General features: G+C 58.4%; 17 protein-coding genes and 1 pseudogene. 12 read left to right on the top strand and 6 right to left on the bottom strand.

Going from position 1 to position 18,310, the window contains the following annotated elements; genetic code table 11:
- The first annotated feature begins 3 nt into the window (after positions 1-3).
- From pabB to V6M90_RS17355, 3 genes and pseudogenes are all read left to right on the top strand, one after another.
- Positions 4-1,347, top strand: coding sequence for an aminodeoxychorismate synthase component I (gene pabB / locus V6M90_RS17365; protein WP_003175542.1), 1,344 nt, complete (start codon positions 4-6; stop codon positions 1,345-1,347).
- Between the two features lie 221 nt (positions 1,348-1,568).
- Positions 1,569-1,870 (top strand): annotated as a pseudogene (locus V6M90_RS17360) (type II toxin-antitoxin system HigB family toxin).
- A complete protein-coding gene (locus V6M90_RS17355) occupies positions 1,870-2,226 on the top strand; it encodes a helix-turn-helix domain-containing protein (RefSeq protein WP_003175543.1) in 357 nt (118 codons plus the stop codon). Before V6M90_RS17360 ends, V6M90_RS17355 begins: the two are co-directional and overlap by 1 nt.
- 102 nt (positions 2,227-2,328) lie before the next feature.
- On the opposite strand, the gene thrH is transcribed toward V6M90_RS17355, so the two are convergent.
- Positions 2,329-2,946 (bottom strand): bifunctional phosphoserine phosphatase/homoserine phosphotransferase ThrH, encoded by a 618-nt coding sequence (gene thrH / locus V6M90_RS17350; protein WP_003175544.1) that lies wholly within the window; start codon positions 2,944-2,946, stop codon positions 2,329-2,331.
- A gap of 152 nt (positions 2,947-3,098) precedes the next feature.
- On the opposite strand from thrH, the gene V6M90_RS17345 reads away from it, so the two are divergent.
- The 3 genes from V6M90_RS17345 (at position 3,099) to V6M90_RS17335 (ending at position 6,525) form a co-directional block, all read left to right on the top strand.
- Positions 3,099-3,833 (top strand): phosphoadenylyl-sulfate reductase, encoded by a 735-nt coding sequence (locus V6M90_RS17345; protein WP_078825724.1) that lies wholly within the window; start codon positions 3,099-3,101, stop codon positions 3,831-3,833.
- A 420-nt stretch (positions 3,834-4,253) separates the two neighbouring features.
- Entirely contained in the window at positions 4,254-5,783 is a 1,530-nt protein-coding gene (locus tag V6M90_RS17340) for an NCS1 family nucleobase:cation symporter-1 (RefSeq protein WP_003175546.1), read from the top strand.
- A gap of 13 nt (positions 5,784-5,796) precedes the next feature.
- Positions 5,797-6,525, top strand: a complete 729-nt coding sequence (locus V6M90_RS17335) for an aspartate/glutamate racemase family protein (protein WP_003175547.1) — start codon at positions 5,797-5,799, stop codon at positions 6,523-6,525.
- 19 nt (positions 6,526-6,544) lie between these two features.
- Here the strand turns inward: V6M90_RS17335 and V6M90_RS17330 are convergent, their stop codons facing one another.
- Positions 6,545-7,468 carry a LysR family transcriptional regulator gene (locus V6M90_RS17330; RefSeq protein WP_003175548.1) on the bottom strand — a complete coding sequence of 308 codons (924 nt, stop codon included), beginning with the start codon at positions 7,466-7,468 and terminating at the stop codon, positions 6,545-6,547.
- Positions 7,469-7,593: 125 nt separating this feature from the next.
- On the opposite strand from V6M90_RS17330, the gene V6M90_RS17325 reads away from it, so the two are divergent.
- Entirely contained in the window at positions 7,594-8,340 is a 747-nt protein-coding gene (locus tag V6M90_RS17325; RefSeq protein ID WP_003175549.1) for a 3-oxoacyl-ACP reductase family protein, read from the top strand.
- A 72-nt stretch (positions 8,341-8,412) separates the two neighbouring features.
- On the opposite strand, the gene V6M90_RS17320 is transcribed toward V6M90_RS17325, so the two are convergent.
- A complete protein-coding gene (locus V6M90_RS17320) occupies positions 8,413-9,099 on the bottom strand; it encodes an HAD-IA family hydrolase (protein ID WP_003175550.1) in 687 nt (228 codons plus the stop codon).
- Between the two features lie 107 nt (positions 9,100-9,206).
- Here V6M90_RS17320 and V6M90_RS17315 point away from each other — a divergent pair, with 107 nt between their 5' ends.
- The 3 genes from V6M90_RS17315 to V6M90_RS17305 all read left to right on the top strand — a co-directional run bounded on the left by V6M90_RS17315 (position 9,207) and on the right by V6M90_RS17305 (position 11,358).
- Positions 9,207-9,572, top strand: coding sequence for a DUF2784 domain-containing protein (locus V6M90_RS17315; protein WP_042945142.1), 366 nt, complete (start codon positions 9,207-9,209; stop codon positions 9,570-9,572).
- Between the two features lie 54 nt (positions 9,573-9,626).
- Entirely contained in the window at positions 9,627-10,205 is a 579-nt protein-coding gene (locus V6M90_RS17310) for a DUF4337 domain-containing protein (RefSeq protein WP_003175552.1), read from the top strand.
- A 112-nt stretch (positions 10,206-10,317) separates the two neighbouring features.
- Positions 10,318-11,358 (top strand): DMT family transporter, encoded by a 1,041-nt coding sequence (locus V6M90_RS17305; RefSeq protein ID WP_305427661.1) that lies wholly within the window; start codon positions 10,318-10,320, stop codon positions 11,356-11,358.
- Positions 11,359-11,392: 34 nt separating this feature from the next.
- Here the strand turns inward: V6M90_RS17305 and V6M90_RS17300 are convergent, their stop codons facing one another.
- The gene (locus V6M90_RS17300) at positions 11,393-12,952 is read right to left on the bottom strand and encodes a diguanylate cyclase (RefSeq protein WP_332846848.1); all 1,560 of its coding nucleotides are present in this window, start codon (positions 12,950-12,952) and stop codon (positions 11,393-11,395) included.
- A 175-nt stretch (positions 12,953-13,127) separates the two neighbouring features.
- Here V6M90_RS17300 and V6M90_RS17295 point away from each other — a divergent pair, with 175 nt between their 5' ends.
- Positions 13,128-14,624, top strand: coding sequence for a trypsin-like serine peptidase (locus V6M90_RS17295; protein ID WP_332846847.1), 1,497 nt, complete (start codon positions 13,128-13,130; stop codon positions 14,622-14,624).
- A gap of 367 nt (positions 14,625-14,991) precedes the next feature.
- Positions 14,992-16,245: a tyrosine-type recombinase/integrase gene (locus V6M90_RS17290; RefSeq protein ID WP_332846846.1), complete on the top strand. Its 1,254-nt coding sequence runs from the start codon at positions 14,992-14,994 to the stop codon at positions 16,243-16,245.
- 398 nt (positions 16,246-16,643) lie between these two features.
- Here the strand turns inward: V6M90_RS17290 and V6M90_RS17285 are convergent, their stop codons facing one another.
- Positions 16,644-16,991, bottom strand: a complete 348-nt coding sequence (locus tag V6M90_RS17285) for a hypothetical protein (protein WP_332846845.1) — start codon at positions 16,989-16,991, stop codon at positions 16,644-16,646.
- Between the two features lie 445 nt (positions 16,992-17,436).
- Positions 17,437-17,739 (bottom strand): hypothetical protein, encoded by a 303-nt coding sequence (locus tag V6M90_RS17280; protein ID WP_332846844.1) that lies wholly within the window; start codon positions 17,737-17,739, stop codon positions 17,437-17,439.
- Between the last annotated feature and the right edge of the window lie 571 nt (positions 17,740-18,310).

Raw genomic sequence — 18,310 nt, 5'->3', positions numbered from 1 at the left:
CGCATGTCGACCTGTTCCGTACACCCGCTGCCCTACCGGGCCAACCCCACCGAGTATTTTGCGGCGATTCGCCATGCCCCGGGCGCGGTGCTGCTCGACAGTGGCCGCCCGGTGGCCGAACGCGGGCGTTATGACCTGCTCAGCGCCTGGCCTGAGGCGACCCTGACGGTAGCGCCTGATGAAAGCGGCAGCGATTTCCTGCAGCGTTTGCGCAAAAACCTGACACAGCTGGGTAACGCCACCCTGCCCGACGGCTACACATTGCCGTTTGCCGGCGGTTTGATCGGCTACCTGAGTTATGACTTTGGCCGGCACCTGGAGCAGATGCCGCACTTGGCAGTGGATGATTTGCACCTGCCGGATGCGCGCTTCGGGCTGTACGCCTGGGCACTGGTCAGTGATCACCAGGCGCAGACCAGTCAATTGGTGTTCCACCCGGCGCTGGCCGACAGCGAACGGCAACGATTGGTCGCGTTATTCAGCCAACCGACGGCAGACAGCACCGCCACGTTCACGCTGCAAGGGCCCATGGCACCGGACCTCACGGCTGAAGCGTACCGCCAGGCCATCGTGCGCATCCAGGATTACATTCAGGCGGGCGACTGCTATCAGGTCAACTTTGCCCAGCGTTTTCGCGCACCGTGCCTCGGTGATCCATGGGCCGCTTACCGCGCACTGCGCGAAGCCTGCCCGACGCCCTTTTCCGGCTTCCAGAGCCTGCCGGATGAAGGCGCGGTATTGAGCCTGTCACCGGAGCGTTTCGTCAGGATCAGCGAAGGTCATGTTGAAACCCGGCCGATCAAAGGCACCCGTCCACGCGGTGTAACGCCTGAAGAAGACGCTGCGCACGCCGCCGAACTGCTGGCCAGCGCCAAGGACCGCGCCGAGAACCTGATGATCGTCGACCTGCTGCGCAACGACCTGGGCCGCACCTGTCGTACCGGTTCGGTGAGCGTGCCGGAGCTGTTCAGCCTGGAAAGCTACCCCAACGTGCATCACCTGGTCAGCAGCGTTATCGGCGAGCTGGCCGACGGCAAGGACGCCCTCGACCTGATCGCCGGCAGCTTCCCCGGCGGCTCCATCACCGGCGCACCGAAGATTCGCGCGATGCAGATCATCGACGAGCTGGAGCCGACCCGTCGCGGCCTGTACTGCGGCTCGCTGGTGTACCTGGACGTGCGCGGCGAGATGGACAGCTCCATCGCCATCCGCAGCTTGCTGGTCAAGGATGGCCAGGTGTGCTGCTGGGGCGGCGGCGGGATTGTCGCGGACTCGCAGTGGGAGGCGGAGTACCAGGAGTCGCTGACCAAGGTGCAGGTGTTGTTACAAACGTTGGAAAGTTTGTAACGCATGACCCTCTTCCGGGCACCGGCTCTGGAAACCGAAAAAATCTGAATCAGAACCGCTATGGACGAGGCGCGAGCCGGGAGATAGCGTCCCACTCCGACTCTCCATCCGCCATCTGTGAAGGATCACATGAAGCGACCGCCTACTCGTCAGAATTTATTTCAGGGATTGCACTTCCAACCAACCACCCCTAACATCTCCCAAAATGGGAGGCGTCGGCGATGCGGATAATCGCGCGCTCTACCTTAAGAATATTTTGGGACAGCCACCCTGCGTACATTGATGCAAAAACGCCGTTGGTCGAGCTGTACCGCCATCTGTAGCAGGCCTCATACCCGTCGCCGCAGGCGCTCAAGGCCGAGCTCAGAACGGCGAGCGTTCTCAAAAGTGGCAGGGTTGTTTTCAATGTGGGCGGCAACAAATATCGAGTGATCATGGCGATCGATTATCAACGACAGCTTGGGTTCATACGTTTCGGGGGACCCACGCGCAGTACGACCAGATCAACGCGGAGACCGTGTGATGGACATCAAACCTATACATTCCCAGGAAGACCTGACCGCTGCGCTGGCGCGGGTGGAGCAACTTTGGGGCGCGCAGAAGGGCTCGCCCGAGGGCGACGAACTGGAAATCCTTGCTGTACTCATTGAAAAGTACGAGGCGGCACATTATCCAATGCCACCTTCCGACCCCGTGGAAGCCATTCGATTTCGCATGGAACAACTGGGCATGACGGCCCGCGACCTGGAGCCCTTTATCGGCACCAGTGGTCGCGTTTCCGAAGTCCTGAACCACAAGCGCAAGCTGAGCCTGTCAATGATCAAGCGCCTGCATGAAGGTTTGAGTATTCCTTATGAGCGGTTGCTGACAGAGGGATAAGCAATGGCAGGGCCGGCCCTATCGGGGGCTAGTAGCCACACAAATTTTAAAAGCTGAAAATCCTCCCTGGATTTTTCGCTCAGCGGAAGTTGTGTAGATGACTTAAAGACTCAACGTCCGATTCGACGCCTTGATGAATTCGTTCTTCAAATCCTCAAACGTATGCACCGCCGGAAATTGCGGGAATTCACGCACCACATTCTCTGGCGCGTGAAACAGAATCCCACGGTCGGCTTCGCCCAGCATGGTGGTGTCATTGTAGGAATCGCCAGCGGCGATCACGCGGTAGTACAGGCTCTTGAACGCCAGCACCGACTGGCGCTTGGGGTCTTTCTGGCGCAGTTGGTAGCTCACCACCCGGTCGTTTTCATCGGTGATCAGGCGATGGCACAGCAGGGTCGGAAAGCCCAGTTGGCGCATCAGCGGTTGGGAGAATTCGTAGAACGTGTCGGACAGGATCACCACCTGGAAGCGCTCGCGCAGCCAGTTGACGAACTCGACGGCGCCGTCCAGCGGCTTGAGCGTGGCGATCACGGCCTGGATATCGGCGAGCTTGAGTCCGTGTTCGTCGAGGATACGCAGGCGTTGCTGCATCAGCACGTCGTAGTCGGGAATGTCCCGGGTGGTGGCCCGCAGGGATTCAATCCCGGTTTTTTCGGCGAAGGCGATCCAGATTTCCGGAACCAGCACCCCTTCCAGGTCAAGACAGGCAATTTCCACAAGACACTCCCATTTATCTGTTGTTGGTTGAGCGGGCAAAAGGACTGCCGAACTCTAGCGATTCAAGCTCGCCGCCGCAACGCAGAGCGGATTTTGATACCATCGCTCCCCTATAGAGCGCTCAGCGCCACTGACCTGTAGGAACCGTCCTGATGAACCAAGCCTTCGACGTCGTTGAACTCGCCGCGACCTATGCCAACAAATCCGCCCAGGACATTCTCAAGCTGGCGTTCAGCCAGTTCGGCGATGACCTGTGGATCTCCTTCAGCGGCGCCGAGGACGTGGTGCTGGTGGACATGGCCTGGAAGCTGAACAAGAACGTCAAGGTGTTCAGCCTCGACACCGGTCGCCTGCACCCGGAGACCTATCGGTTTATCGAGCAGGTACGCGACTTCTACAAGATCGACATCGAACTGATCTCACCGGACCAGAGCAAGCTGGAGCCATTCGTCAAAGAAAAGGGCCTGTTCAGTTTCTACAAGGACGGTCATGGCGAATGCTGCGGCGTGCGCAAGATCGAACCGCTGCGCCGCAAGCTTGCCGGCGTGAGCGCCTGGGCCACCGGCCAGCGCCGCGACCAGAGCCCCGGCACCCGTAGTCAGGTGGCGGCGCTGGAGATCGATACAGCCTTCTCCACCCCGGAGCGCACCCTGTACAAGTTCAACCCGTTGTCGCAAATGACCAGCGAAGAAGTCTGGGGTTATATCCGCATGCTGGAGCTGCCGTACAACAGCCTGCATGAACGCGGGTTTATCAGCATTGGCTGCGAGCCCTGCACCCGGCCGGTGCTGCCGAACCAGCATGAGCGTGAAGGCCGTTGGTGGTGGGAAGAGGCCACGCAGAAGGAATGCGGGCTGCATGCCGGGAACATCATCAGCAAGGCTTGAGGACCGACGCAGGAAAGATGTGGGAGGGGCGGTGCGACGATACGACTTGCTCCCTCCCACATTTTTTTGTGTTGTACGCTAGAGATGTACACACACATGTAACCATTCGTGCCATTTATGTGTGCAATTTTTATTCAGCCGCACCATAACGTAACACCTACCCCAATGGTCGTTTGTGCTGCTGAATCCACCGCTTTCAACAGAAAAATAAATACCTGTTCAATCGGTCAATTTATAAATCTTTAAATTCAGCCAGTTATTTAACCTACCTATTAAAACGAAATTACCCGCGATTTTCATAGATCCAAAACTGGCACGCATGTGGCTTAAGGTGGAATACGCTTTGTATACAATAAATACAAAACCTACATACACTTTGCCATCTGCAGTTTCCCAGCAGATGTGCTGGAGCCTGCCGGAATGCGTACAAGCCTGTCGAATGACCTCGCACTGGATCTGCCCTCCTCCACCCTGACCCCCGAAGCCGCCAGCCCCGGCCCGCTGGTGCTCAGTCCACGCCTGCACAACAAGGACCTGGCTCCGACCAAGGCCGAAGGGCGGCGCTGGGGGCGCTACAGCATCTTCGCGCTGTGGACCAACGATGTGCACAACATCGCCAATTACTCGTTCGCCATCGGCCTGTATGCGCTGGGCCTGGGCGGTTGGCAGATCGTGCTGTCATTGGGGATCGGCGCCGCGCTGGTGTACTTCTTCATGAACCTGTCGGGGTATATGGGCCAGAAGACGGGGGTGCCGTTTCCGGTGATCAGCCGTATCAGCTTCGGCATTCACGGTGCGCAGATTCCGGCGTTGATCCGCGCGGTGATTGCAATTGCCTGGTTTGGTATCCAGACCTACCTGGCCTCGGTGGTCTTGCGCGTGCTGCTGACGGCGATTCATCCAGGGTTTGCCGACTATGACCACAACGCGATCCTGGGTTTATCCACCCTGGGCTGGGCCTGTTTTGTCGTGATCTGGTTCGTGCAACTGGTAATCCTGGCCTACGGCATGGAGATGGTGCGGCGCTATGAAGGCTTCGCCGGGCCGGTGATTCTGGCGACGATGGCTGCGCTGGCCGGCTGGATGTACTTCCAGGCAGGCGGCAATATTGCCTGGTCGATTCGCGAACCGCTCAGCGGTGGCGAGATGTGGCGCAATATCTTTGCCGGTGGCGCATTGTGGTTGGCGATCTACGGCACGCTGATCCTCAACTTCTGTGACTTCGCCCGTTCCTCGCCATGCCGCAGAACCATCCAGGTCGGCAACTTCTGGGGTTTGCCGGTGAACATTCTGGTGTTCGCCGCCATCACCGTGCTGCTGTGCGGCGGGCAATTCCAACTCAATGGCCGGGTGATCGAAAGCCCCACTGAAATCATCGCCGCGATCCCCAACACCTTCTTCCTGGTGCTCGGCTGCCTGGCGTTCCTGATTGTCACCGTGGCGGTGAACATCATGGCCAACTTCGTCGCGCCGGCCTTTGTGCTGAGCAACCTCGCGCCCAGGTACCTGAACTTCCGCCGGGCCGGCTTGATCAGCGCCACTGTGGCGGTGTTGATCCTGCCGTGGAACCTCTACAACAGCCCGCTGGTGATTGTGTACTTCCTCTCCGGCCTGGGCGCGCTGCTGGGGCCGCTCTATGGAGTGATCATGGTCGACTACTGGCTGATCCGTAAAAGCCAGGTGGATGTGCCGCAGTTGTACAGCGAAGACCCCAAAGGCGTTTATTACTACAGCCGCGGGGTCAATCTGCGCGCGGTGGCGGCTTTTGTTCCGGCGGCGGTGATCGCCATCCTGCTGGCACTGTTGCCGGGGTTTGCCGGTGTCGCGCCGTTTTCCTGGCTGTTTGGCGCCGGTATTGCAGGGTTGCTGTACCTGCTGATCGCCAAGCGCCAGGCGTTCTACGCCGATGTCAGCGGCGAAAGCATTGCAGTCGATAACGTCAGTCATTAATCAAGGACACTCCATGCGTATCCTCGTGGTCAACGTCAACACCACTGAATCCATTACCGAAACCATCGCCGAGCAAGCGCGGGCGGTGGCTGCCCCGGGCACCGAAATCGTCGGGCTCACCCCGTACTTCGGCGCCGAATCGGTGGAGGGCAATTTTGAAAGCTACCTGGCGGCCATCGCGGTGATGGACCGGGTGATGGCCTACGACCAGCCCTTCGACGCGGTGATCCAGGCCGGTTACGGCGAACACGGCCGCGAAGGCTTGCAGGAACTGCTCAACGTGCCCGTGGTGGACATCACCGAAGCCGCCGCCAGCACGGCAATGTTCCTTGGCCACGCCTATTCGGTGGTCACCACCCTGGACCGCACCGTGCCGTTGATCGAAGACCGCCTGAAACTGGCCGGTCTGTACCAGCGCTGCGCCTCGGTAAGGGCCAGTGGCATGGCGGTGCTGGAGCTGGAAGAAGACCCGCTGGCCGCCATGGAAGCCATCGTGCGCCAGGCGGAGTTGGCCATTCGAGAAGACAAGGCCGAAGTGATCTGCCTGGGCTGCGGCGGCATGGCCGGGCTGGATGAACAGATTCGCCAGCGCACCGGCGTGCCGGTGGTGGATGGGGTGACGGCGGCGGTGACGATTGCCGAATCGTTGGTACGGTTGGGGTTGTCGACGTCGAAGATTCGGACTTACGCGACACCCAGGGCGAAAAAGGTTTTGGGTTGGCCGATTAAGTTCGGCCACTGAAAACCAAATGTGCCTGGCTTTAAATTGCGCTGAATCGTTGAGCCAGTTGCCGTTCGGCAAACTGCTCGATGATGAAATCCACAAACGCCCGGGTCTTGCCGGGCAGCAGTTTGTGCTCGGCGTAGTAGATGGAAATATTGCCGTCGTCGACATACCAGTCGGGCAACACCCGCACCACCGCACCGCTGTCGAGAAACGGCACGGCCATGGGCATGCTGACCAACGCAATGCCCAGGCCCTGCGCGCTGGCGCAGCAGGCGGCTTCGGAGTCGCTCATGGTCATGCCAGGCTTGAGCGACAGCGGGCTGTGGTCACGCTCAATGCTGGTCAATTGCCAGGTGCGTACGCGGCCGGTTTGCGGAGAACGGATGAGGATGCCATTGCAGCGCGCCAAACCCTCTGGCGCCAACACGGGCGGACGCTTCGCCAGGTAATCCGGCGAGGCCACCAGCACCCGATGCGCCGGCGTCAGCTTGCGTGCCACCACGCCCTGAGGCAGTTCAAAACCACCGCCGATGGCGGCATCGAAGCCCTGGCCGATCAGATCGACCTGTCGGTTATCGAAATGCCAGTCCGGGCTGATATCCGGAAAACGTGCCATGAACGCCCCCAGCAGAGGTACCACATAGCGGTTGCCAAACACCGTGCCCATGCTGACCTTGAGCGTGCCCACCGGTCGACCCTCGGCGCTGGCCAGGTTGGCCACGGCATTCTGGATGGTGATAAGGCTGCCGCCGACCTCTTCGAGGAACAGCTTGCCGGCCTCAGTCAGTGTGAGGCGGCGGGTACTGCGTTGGAACAACCGCACACCCAGCCGCGCTTCCAGCTTGGCCACGCTTTTACCCACCGCCGCAGGCGTCAGGCTCAGGTGACGGGCGGCTTCGGCAAAGCTGCCGCCTTCGGCGCTGCGCACAAAGCATTCGATACTGCCAAAGCTCTCCATCTGGCCTCACTCTAAACTTTTGGTTTACACAGACTATAGCAATCACGGTCTACCGGTACGGATGAGCGAGGTCGATACTCGGCTCCACACCAAGGCTTCCCGCCTTGAACCTTCAGGAGATCGACATGACCACAACAAACCTCAGCGGCAAAGTCGCCTTGATTCAGGGCGGTTCCCGCGGCATCGGCGCCGCCATCGTCCAACGTCTCGCCGCGCAGGGTGCGGCCGTCGCCTTTACCTACGTCAGCTCGGCCGCCAAGGCTCAAGCACTGCAGGACAGCGTGATCAGCGCCGGCGGCAAAGCCCTGGCGATTCACGCCGACAGTGCCGACGCCACGGCCATTCGCAACGCGGTCAACGCCACCGTCGAAGCCTTCGGACGCCTGGACATCCTGGTGAACAACGCCGGCGTGCTGGCCATCGCCCCGCTGGAAGACTTCAAGCTGGAAGACTTCGACCAGACCCTGGCAATCAACGTGCGCAGCGTGTTTATCGCTACCCAGGAAGCGGCACGGCATATGGGTGAAGGTGGCCGGGTGATCAATATCGGCAGTACCAACGCCGAACGCATGCCGTTCGCCGGCGGGGCGACCTATGCAATGAGCAAGTCGGCGCTGGTGGGCCTGACCAAAGGCTTGGCGCGAGACCTGGGGCCACGGGGCATCACCGTCAACAATGTGCAGCCTGGGCCGGTGGACACCGACATGAACCCGGCGAACAGTGATTTTGCTGACAGTTTGATTGGGTTGATGGCGGTGGGACGGTATGGGCACGTGGAGGAGATCGCCAGTTTTGTGGCTTACCTTGCAGGACCGGAAGCCGGGTACATCACGGGGGCCAGCCTGACCATTGATGGCGGGTTCAGCGCCTGATTTTCTAAAGCTCAATGCAAAATCAATGTGGGAGGGAGCAAGCCCCCTCCCACATTTTTTTACCGTGTTTATTCAGGGAAGAGGCGGAAGGCCGTAGGCAGCCAGGTCGAAGTCCGCGAGTTTGCGGATGATCTGGTCGGCATGCTGGTATTTGCTGTCGGCCATGGCCTCATCAGGCACGGCGATGGCGGTCATATGGGCGGCCTTGGCGGCGGTGACGCCGAACGGTGAATCTTCGAACACCAGGCAATCCCGCGGCGCCACGCCGAGGCGGCGAGCGGCGGTCAGGAAGATGTCCGGCGCGGGTTTGGCGGCGCCGACTTCGGGGTCGTCCGCGGTGACAATGGTGTCGAACAGGCTAAACCACTCGCGGTGCAAGGTCGTCTTGTGACCAAACGAATGGCGCGACGAACTGGTACCCACCGCAATCGGAATATTGTGCGCCTTCAAGTGCCGCACCAGTGCCTCGGCACCGGGCATGCCCAGGGCCTTGGGGAACCGCTCGCTCATCAGCGGCTCACGAATTTCCAGGAATTGGGCCGGTGTGATCGGCAAGTCCAGCGCCTTGACCACGTAATCCGCCAAGTCCTGCGCCCCGCGCCCGATGATGTGTTGCTTGATCCCCCAGTCATAGGTACGGCCATAGCGTTCAGCGATCATCTGCGTGACTTCGGTGTAGATGCCTTCAGTGTCCAGCAACAACCCGTCCATATCGAAAATCACAGCCTTGATCGGAGCAGCGTTACGCGGTGCGTTCATCACAACAGACTCTTGGGGGAGGACTAAAAGGATTCAGCACAATAGCGGCCGCGCTGACGTGCGGGCAACCCTTTAGACTGTGCGTCTCTTTTTTTGAAGTGCATGCCATGCTCTACCGTCTCGCTGCCGACAGCCTGGTGCTGTTTCACCTGTGCTTCATCCTGTTTGTATTATTCGGCGGACTGCTGGCCCTGAAGTGGCGACCGCTTATCTGGCTGCACCTGCCCGCCGCCGCATGGGGGGTGGCGGTCGAGGTCTTCCACCTGCCCTGCCCGCTGACACGCTGGGAAAACCTGTTTCGCCATCTGGCGGGTCAGGACGGCTACGGCGGCGGGTTTATCGAGCACTACATTCTCACGCTGATCTATCCGGCCGGGCTGACGCCACAGATCCAGTGGGTGCTGGGCGCGGTGGTGCTGTTGATCAATATCGCGGTGTACACCCGGCTGATCCGGCGTTCCAGACAGGCTTGAGACAGGTGCCGTGGTAAAGAATCAGAGTCCCTCAGTCCCTTCATAGACGCCCCCATGTCCGAAGCCTTTGAAGTCCCCAGCCCCCACGAAAAACACATCGAACACACCACCGAGCATGCCCACGCCCGTGGGGATAATTTCGCCAGCCGCATCGCGGTGATGACCGCATTGATGGCCACCCTCGGCGCCATGCTCAGCTACCAGGCCGGCTCCACCGAGAGCGAAGCGGCGATGGACAAGAACAACGCCGCCATCTTCAAGACCGACGCCGCCAACCAGTGGAACTACTACCAGGCCAAATCCAGCCGGCAAAACCTCGCGGAACTGGCCACGCACATTCCTGGCGTGGACGCGGCGCATTACAAGGACGAGATCGAGCGTTACAAAAACCAGAAGGAAGACGTGCGCAAACAGGCGGAAAAACTGGAGGCGACCTCCCGGGAATGGGATGAAAAGTCGGAACAGGCACTGCACCGGCATCACCGCTGGGCCCAGGCGATGACCGCGATTCAGATCGCGATTTCACTGGCGGCCATTACCTTGCTGACCAGGAAGGAATGGTTGAAACGCCTGGCGTATACGGCGGCGGGGGTTGCCGTGGTGCTGGGCAGCCTGGCGTGGTTGCAACTTTAGTCATGAGGCCGAGCGGGTGAAAAACCGCCCAGCCAAGGTGAATACGTTAAAAATGCCTGGGGCCTGAGCCCAGCGAGAGACTTATCATGGGCCCAACTTTCGAGGATGGCCCATGAACCTCAGCATCGTATACGCACTCGCCGCTGCCGCCTTGTTCGGCGCCAGCACCCCACTCGCCAAAAGCCTCGGCCTGGGCCTCTCGCCCGTGCTGCTCGCCGGCCTGCTCTACCTGGGCAGTGGCGTCGGCCTCGCCGGCGTACGCCTGATCCGCGACCGCGGCTGGCGACCTTCCGGGCTCACCAGAACTGAATGGCCCTGGCTGCTCGGGGCCATCGCCTTCGGTGGCATCCTCGGCCCCGTGGCGCTGATGTTCGGCCTCACCCGCACCACCGGCGCAACCGCTTCGCTGATGCTGAACCTGGAATCGGTGCTGACCGCCGTGATCGCCTGGCTCGTCTTCCGGGAAAACGCCGACCGCCGCATCGTCCTCGGCATGCTCGCGATCGTGCTGGGCGGCGTGGCGCTGTCATGGCCCGAAGGCGGCCGCGCGAACGCTGATTGGACGGGGCCACTTGGGGTTGCGCTCGCCTGTGTGTGCTGGGGGATCGACAACAACCTGACACGCAAGGTGTCGGCATCTGACGCGCTGTTCATCGCGGGGGCCAAGGGGCTGATTGCAGGTGTCGTGAATTGCAGCCTGGCGCTGTACCTCGGGGCGCGGCTGCCTGACCTGGCGCAACTGGCGCCCATCCTGCTGGTGGGGTTCCTCGGCTATGGCATCAGCCTGGTGATGTTCGTGCTCGCGCTGCGCGGACTGGGCAGTGCACGCACCGGCGCCTACTTCTCGACGGCACCATTCCTGGGGGCCGCGATTGCGCTGATGATGTTGGACGAGTCGGTCACCGTGGCGTTCTGGATTGCCTCGGCACTGATGGCCGTGGGCGTGTGGCTGCACCTGACGGAGCGGCATGCCCATGAACATCAACATGAACCGACGGAACACGGGCACAGGCATGTACATGATGAACATCATCAGCACGCACACGACTTTGAGTGGGACCCGGCGGTGCCGCATAGTCATGTGCATGTGCACAGTCCGATGCGGCATAGTCATGCGCATTTTCCGGATGTGCATCATCGCCATAGGCATTGAAGCTGGCGCGCGTGGATCTCACCGGACAGCCCCTTCAGGCCTGCTCGACCACGACACGATTACGACCGTCCTGCTTGGCCCGGTACAACAACTGATCAGCCCGCTCAAGTACGGCAGAAATCGAGTCACCGCCGGGGCGCCATAGCGCCACGCCAAGCGAGACGGTGACGTGCCCGACGGTGTCAATAGTCGCCGCCGCAATCGAATGGCGCAGGCGCTCTGCAACGTCGGCGGCGGCCTGAAGTGAACTATTGGGCAATAACACCACAAACTCCTCTCCTCCCACCCGGCAGGCCAGGTCATTGGACCGTGAATTCTGCTGTATCAATGCTGCGATGGCCCTCAGTGTTTCATCCCCCACGGCATGGCCGAACGTGTCATTCACACGCTTGAAGTGATCGATGTCCAAGGAAACGACCGCGAACATTTTGTCGGCGGCCTGCCAGCGCGACAGGATGTCCTGCATCGCTCGACGGTTGGCCAGCCCGGTCAGCGCATCAGTTTGCGCTTGCTGATTCAACTTGCCGATTTTTTCCTGCAGCAACGTGGCACCCAATAGCAGCGCCCTGCGAATCTGCCAGCTTTCGAAATAGTGCGCAGGAACTGCACTGATCCGCTCGTAGCTGTCAGGCGTGTCGAGGCGTTTGGCGCAGTCGGCGAGCCTGGACAGGGGCGCCGAGATCCTTGCCCCCAGCCACCAGATCAAGAGAATTCCGAACAGCGCAAGGGGCGCGATTCCTTGCGCAACCTTGGCCATGGTCTGCCGCAGGAGGGCGTGTACGTTGTCGAACGGCTGCTGCGAGATCACCCCCCAACCGCTGATGGGCACCTTGGCGAACCCCGCGAGCATTTCCACGCCATGTTCATCCGCCGCCTGCAAAGTGCCCGCGTCCTGGCTGAGTGCGGCGTCGGCGATTGAAGACTTTGCGACGATATTGCCGATTTGCTCGGGATCGTTGTGATAAAGCACGCGACGGGCGCTGTCGATTAAATACACATGTGCGCCATCCTTGCGCACATTCGTGTCCATCAGCGCCTGGAGTGTATTGCTCTGCTCAAGCCGCACACTGCCGCCTATAACGCCCAGGTACTTTCCACTCACGTCGAATACGGGCTGGGAGATAAACACCACCAGATTGCCGGCAATGGACTCGAACGCATTACTGATTATCGGCGCGCGCAGACTGAGCGGTTCTTTGTGCTGCAGGATGCGGCCATTGAGCGCAAGGCTCTCGGGGGCGGACGCAATAATGGTTCCGGTGGCATCGGCGACAATCACCGAGTTGAAACTGGCGTCCTGCCCAAGCAGACGCTGGGTTTCTTCGGCCAGATGGCGCCTGTCGTCAAACGCTTTGCCAACCACGGCTGAAGCGTACTTCAATTTGTCGAGGTCGGAGTGCAGCACCTGCTCGACACTCGTGGCGATCCGAAAAGCGTAGGCTTTGTTGACTTGCAGCGCATTCTCGATCAGTTCCTGCTTACGAATCTTGAACATTACCCAGAAACTGTTGGCCAGGGTCGCGACCGCAGAGAGCAGTACAAAAATCAGAATCAGAATGCGAAGGTTGAGCTTGGGCTTGGGTCGGGTGGTCATCTACGCAGTCCACATCAAAAATACAAAATGGGTAACGGGCGCTGCAAAGTCAATGCGAGGTCACTCACACCTTCAACGTCAACCCGCCAAGGGTTACGCAATAGCCATGTATGTCTTCTGCCTCGACCTGATTGGGTAGTTTCAGCCAATCAATGACTTCCTTGCCGAGGCCCTTATGGCACTGACTCACACCGCTTGCGTCTTTCTGTATGTCCTATTGCTCAGCACCGCCTGGCCCAGCCACGCCAGAGACCTGACCGAGGGCCTTACCGAGCAGTCACCGTCCGTGGCACTCGAAAATAAAAACTACCGTTACCCGCAATGGACCGGCATCGGTTCACTGAAAAACGCTTTAGGCCAGACCTGCAATGCGGTTTTGCTCGACACGCGCAATCGCCAGCGTAAGGCCGTCGGCCCGGCTTATGTGCTGACCAGCGGGCATTGTGTGTTCTACAGCTACGGTACGGCGCGCATCCGCCAGGCGTTCACCGCCGATGTCACCTTCAATTACTTTCATGACACCCCCGAACGGCGTGTCACCTATGCCGTCAAGACAGCACATTGGAGCAGCATGGCAGGCACCGACCTGGCCGTACTCGAACTGGATACGTCGCTGGCCGTGCTGATGGCCAGCGCGATCATGCCACTCAAGCTGGCCTCTCATCGTCAGTTAACGGATCGAGGCGTGATCAACGTGGGAGCCCCGACCGGCTTTCTGAAAAAGGGCCTACGCATGAGTGTCTGCGTGGAATCGACCATCAACAGTTTTGCCGAACACCCCGGCGTGTTCCCCAGCGCCTTGCGAAACCGCTGCAACGGCCTGCGCCCAGGCAGCTCCGGCAGTCCGATGCTGGACCGGAACACCAATGAAATCACCAGCATCATCAGCAAGGTCGCGTTTGCCATTCAGAAAGACATTCTCAACAGCTGCCAGAACAACTCGGCGTGCGAAGCGGCCAAATTCAACTACAGCTATCCCGTTAACGACTTGTACTACTGCTTTGTAGACGGTGTTTTCCGTAACGACACCCCGACCTGCCAGCTCAAGGCGGTTGAAATCACGCTGGACGAGCCGTGGAACCTGAAACCCTATGTGCATTTACAACGTGACGCCACCGACCAGATTACCCGGCCGACCTGGAACCTGAGGTTCTCGATCCAGGAACCGTTCTACCGATTCAAAGCCGTGAATAACGTCAGCGATTGCTCAAGCACGCTCGGCTATCAGGCGGCGATCACCTCAGACGAAGCCTACATCAACCAGGCCATTGGACCCGTGCTGGGGCCGCATGTGCTGTGCATACTCGGGGTGCAACAAGCGGACCAGCCGTTGACCGAAGCGCTGCTGCGCAATGTGTTCACCCATTCGGTATTCCTGACCAACCCGGCACCGGCACCGCAGCTCAAACACCGCTATCACATCGCCTGGGAAAACCAGCACAACGGTTTCAGTCAGCATTACTACTACAGCGTGAACTCGGCGATCAGCAACACCTGCGGCGATATTGACGACGATCGCTACACCCTGGCCTTGGATGGCATTTTTCTTGAAATAGCAGAGCTGCCGATCACGTTATGCAGCTATGCACGCAACAGCGCTGGACAACCGTCGGCCATTCGCGCCGACGTGATCAAAGGTGCAACGGTTCGCTCGCAGCGTCATGCCAGGTGAGGCAGCCGGCGATTTCAAGCAACTGTTGATGAAGGTGCAACCGTTCAATTAGGGCGAGGGGCCAATGGCGTATCGACATGCCTGGGACATGCCCCGTATTGCCGCAGTAACAGGAACGGGGGTACATTTTCAAATCGCACGCAAAAAAAATCCCGCAGAGCGTTTAACTCGCGGGATTTCTTCAAGAATGTGGCGGTGAAGGAGTCCGCCAAATGACAATCCATCAGAAACTCAATAAATCCTACAAGCCTTTATAATACGGCACTTATAAGCCTATCATCGTCTCAAGACGTCCACCAACATTCGTCACCTTCCTAGCCTTTGTGGGGGAACAAATGGGGGAACAAAACAGATAAAGGATATTCCCATGGGAAAGCTGACCGCTAAGCAAATTGAAAATCTGACTACCCCAGGCACCTACGAGGACGGAGATGGTCTACGCCTCCTGATCAAGCCCAATGGGAAGAAGTATTGGATACTGCGCTTTCAGCTCTCCGGAAAGCGGAGGGAGATGGGGCTAGGCACCTATCCCGCAATCGGCCTTAAGGAAGCTCGGCAAAACAGTAGTGATAAGCGCCGCTTACTGCGCGATGGTATTGACCCCTTACAGGCTCGTGACGATGAACGAGCGGCACAGGTGACCGCTGAGCTGCAACGTAAAAACAAAGCCATCACGTTCCGGGACGTGTCAGCCGATTACATAGAGGCTCATCGTGCTGGCTGGAAAAACGTCAAACACGCCCAGCAATGGACGAACACACTGGCTACTTACGCCGCACCCGTCATCGGCGAACTCGCCACCAACCAGATCACCACCGAGCACGTCCTCGATATTCTAAAACCCATCTGGAGCAGCAAAGCCGAAACAGCTAGCCGGGTTCGTAACAGGATCGAACTAGTCCTTGACGCCGCCAAAGCACGTGGGCTGCGAGACGGTGAAAATCCAGCACGCTGGCGTGGACACCTCGACAAGCTGCTGCCACCGAGTTCCAAGGCTAAACGTACCCAAAACCACCCTGCATTACCCTACTCGGAATTGGCTCGTTTCATGCCGGCACTCGAAAGTGTCGAAGGTCAATCCGCCTACGCACTCAAAATGACGATCCTCACTGCGTGCCGAACCAGCGAGGTTCTTGAAGCCGACTGGAGTGAGGTTGATTTGAAAACCAAGCTATGGACGATTCCAGCGGTGCGAATGAAAGCGGGAAAAATTCATACCGTGCCGTTATCGGATGCGCTCATCGCACTGCTCGAAGCCCTCCCACGAATCAAAGGTAGTTCGTTGCTGTTTCCAGGGGCTCGTAAAGGTCGCCCCATTAGTAATATGGCCATGTTAATGACTTTGCGTCGCATGGACCAAAAGGACCAGGAAGATGGTGGCAAGGGCTGGCGTGATAGCAATGACAAAGTCATTACTGCTCACGGGTTTCGCAGCACATTCAGGGACTGGGCTGCTGAATGTACACCCCATGCACGCGAAGTCTGCGAGATGGCTTTGGCTCACGTTGTCGCCAGCGGTGCTGAGGCGGCCTACTGGCGAAGTGACTTGCTAGAAAAGCGCCGTGTACTGATGGCTGACTGGGCCGACTTTGTAACCCTCAATGAGGGCAAGCAATCCTAAATAAAATGTAGCTCAGATAGCCGGCCAATTTTCCGAAATTGGCCACGCTCTTTAACTGCCCCTTTTGATCGGAATTAAAGAAGGCTGCCCCACCGCCTTAACCGATTTGAGTACCTGCAGCCATTCTTCGCTGAAATGACGCTGGTGCGCGTCCAATTAGGCAAGGTATGCGCTAAATGGCGAGTTCTATATTCAACGAGCAGGGCTTGAATCCTGAATTGATAGAGGTCGCACTTGGCGGCACCAAAGCTATTAGCGTCTGGCATTTCATCACCATAGCCGGATCTGCATTCCGACAAAGCAACGTGGCAACCATGCCCGCGCTGACTGTTCGGGCGAACCAGCCATTTTTTTGGCGACTACACAAAGCTCGGCGTGGGTAATGGCGGTCTTTTTCGTTACTGGGGCAGACGGTTGAACAGCGTGGTTGAAGGCTCGATGATCAGTGCGTCATCCTTTGCTGAATAGAAGATTTTTGGGCCAATCCCTGTCTTCGCTTTTAAGAAGCCGTCTTCGACCTCACCGACACTAAGTCCAAGCACCGCGTTGTTTTTTGCATAAAGCTCCTTGACGGTAAAATGCTTGCCGTCTTGATCGATGACAAGCTTCAATCCGCCACCGCTGCGCTCATTGCTCCAGACTCCGACGTACTTACTGGCGCTACTGACGGTTGCATCGGGGTCAGAGCAGCCTACGAGCACAAGAGCTAGCGTTAAACCAACCCAGACTTGCTTAATAATTTTCACGGCTTTTTTCCTCTCAGTATCTAAGATTTCTGCTTAAAGCCCCGAATTACCCACATTAGAAGACGAAGAGCGAGAATTGGCACTATCAAACAAGCTATCGCAGCTGCTGCGAACGCCGGAGCAAGATCCCCACCAAAGGTGAACGCCATCGCTGATAAAGCAATGAGCGCAGCGGTTCAGCCCAGTCGAAATACCTGAATCAATCACCAAAAACCTTCATGAGGAAACCACCGAGGCCTTAGAAGCAGAAAGGCAAATTTGGGTATCCGGTCAGAGCATTGTGCAGTCATAAACTATCCTTTGTTTACGGGTGCGAACCCGCATCCTAGTACCAGAGGAGGCCCACGAACGCGGAGGTGTGTAGCGTTCGTACCTGAGCGTGAATTTCCGATAATCGGGGATTAGTACTCAGCGTTACGCCGCCGTCATTGAAGGGTGAGGGTGTTTACAGCTTCTTGGCCGCCTCCAGCACCTCGGCAATCGCCGCCTGCAGGTCGGCAGCATCCTCTGGCTTGAGAGTGATCTGCCAGAACAGGTCGCTGCCCGCTCCCCCGTACACGTTGACCACTGGAGTCTTGTCGAACGTCATTGTCGTGGCGTCAAACCGGAGGTGGCTCAATGGCGAAGCCAGCTTGGTATAAGGCTGGCCAATGTCGACATGCAGGTGTTTGGGCGAGACTTGGAATTTGACCGGCGAGGCTTGATCGAAAGAGGCCACGGGGCGGTATTCACGAGTTTGCATCAGCATTACGGTTGATCCTTTAGTTTAGGGGTGGGTTTTACTGTCTCTGCCCAACATGCGCTGAGCTTGGGCGGTACCGCGATTATTCATGGCTAAGCGAGTAGCAGAGCTAAACCCGCAATCCCAAAGCTTATGCATACGAGGAGCGAAACTCTAAAACGCTTCAGGTATGGACGGTAATGTGAGCTTTCGATCCGTTTAAACTCGGCGTCTCCAATGCCAGCATCGTCTCTCGCATGCAAGGCGATTCGCAGATTACGCCTAGATTGTTCCTGGTCCTGCTTCGCCTCAACGTACCGTGAATAGTTCCAGTACGAAATCAAAAGTGCTCCGACACATAGTGTCCAAATCACTAATGGAGCCAGGGCAGAGACTATGTTCTTCATGATTCTCCCTTAATTTATGGTTTTCACGCTTGTGTTGTTGGCAGGGTCCCCGCGCTGACTGCGAAGGACGATCCCCAAGCCGACCAACATCAAAATCAGGCTGATCCACCAGCTACCGAAAAACAATGTCAGATAGCCCAGCTCTAAGTTGACTAATGCGCATATTGCCAAAGCCCGCAACGGTGGCGGGC

This window comes from Pseudomonas lactucae, from assembly GCF_036688725.1.
Taxonomy (GTDB): domain Bacteria; phylum Pseudomonadota; class Gammaproteobacteria; order Pseudomonadales; family Pseudomonadaceae; genus Aquipseudomonas; species Aquipseudomonas lactucae.
This window is presented reverse-complemented; position numbering and strand designations above follow the sequence as displayed.

Excerpts from the sequence above, each read along its gene's own strand:
- pabB (WP_003175542.1), top strand. The coding sequence starts at position 4 with ATGTCGACCTGTTCCGTACACCCGCTGCCCTACCGGGCCAACCCCACC.
- V6M90_RS17355 (WP_003175543.1), top strand. The coding sequence starts at position 1,870 with ATGGACATCAAACCTATACATTCCCAGGAAGACCTGACCGCTGCGCTG.
- V6M90_RS17345 (WP_078825724.1), top strand. The coding sequence starts at position 3,099 with ATGAACCAAGCCTTCGACGTCGTTGAACTCGCCGCGACCTATGCCAAC.
- V6M90_RS17340 (WP_003175546.1), top strand. The coding sequence starts at position 4,254 with ATGCGTACAAGCCTGTCGAATGACCTCGCACTGGATCTGCCCTCCTCC.
- V6M90_RS17335 (WP_003175547.1), top strand. The coding sequence starts at position 5,797 with ATGCGTATCCTCGTGGTCAACGTCAACACCACTGAATCCATTACCGAA.
- V6M90_RS17330 (WP_003175548.1), bottom strand. The coding sequence starts at position 7,468 with ATGGAGAGCTTTGGCAGTATCGAATGCTTTGTGCGCAGCGCCGAAGGC.
- V6M90_RS17325 (WP_003175549.1), top strand. The coding sequence starts at position 7,594 with ATGACCACAACAAACCTCAGCGGCAAAGTCGCCTTGATTCAGGGCGGT.
- V6M90_RS17320 (WP_003175550.1), bottom strand. The coding sequence starts at position 9,099 with ATGAACGCACCGCGTAACGCTGCTCCGATCAAGGCTGTGATTTTCGAT.
- V6M90_RS17315 (WP_042945142.1), top strand. The coding sequence starts at position 9,207 with ATGCTCTACCGTCTCGCTGCCGACAGCCTGGTGCTGTTTCACCTGTGC.
- V6M90_RS17310 (WP_003175552.1), top strand. The coding sequence starts at position 9,627 with ATGTCCGAAGCCTTTGAAGTCCCCAGCCCCCACGAAAAACACATCGAA.
- V6M90_RS17305 (WP_305427661.1), top strand. The coding sequence starts at position 10,318 with ATGAACCTCAGCATCGTATACGCACTCGCCGCTGCCGCCTTGTTCGGC.
- V6M90_RS17300 (WP_332846848.1), bottom strand. The coding sequence starts at position 12,952 with ATGACCACCCGACCCAAGCCCAAGCTCAACCTTCGCATTCTGATTCTG.
- V6M90_RS17295 (WP_332846847.1), top strand. The coding sequence starts at position 13,128 with ATGGCACTGACTCACACCGCTTGCGTCTTTCTGTATGTCCTATTGCTC.
- V6M90_RS17290 (WP_332846846.1), top strand. The coding sequence starts at position 14,992 with ATGGGAAAGCTGACCGCTAAGCAAATTGAAAATCTGACTACCCCAGGC.
- V6M90_RS17280 (WP_332846844.1), bottom strand. The coding sequence starts at position 17,739 with ATGCTGATGCAAACTCGTGAATACCGCCCCGTGGCCTCTTTCGATCAA.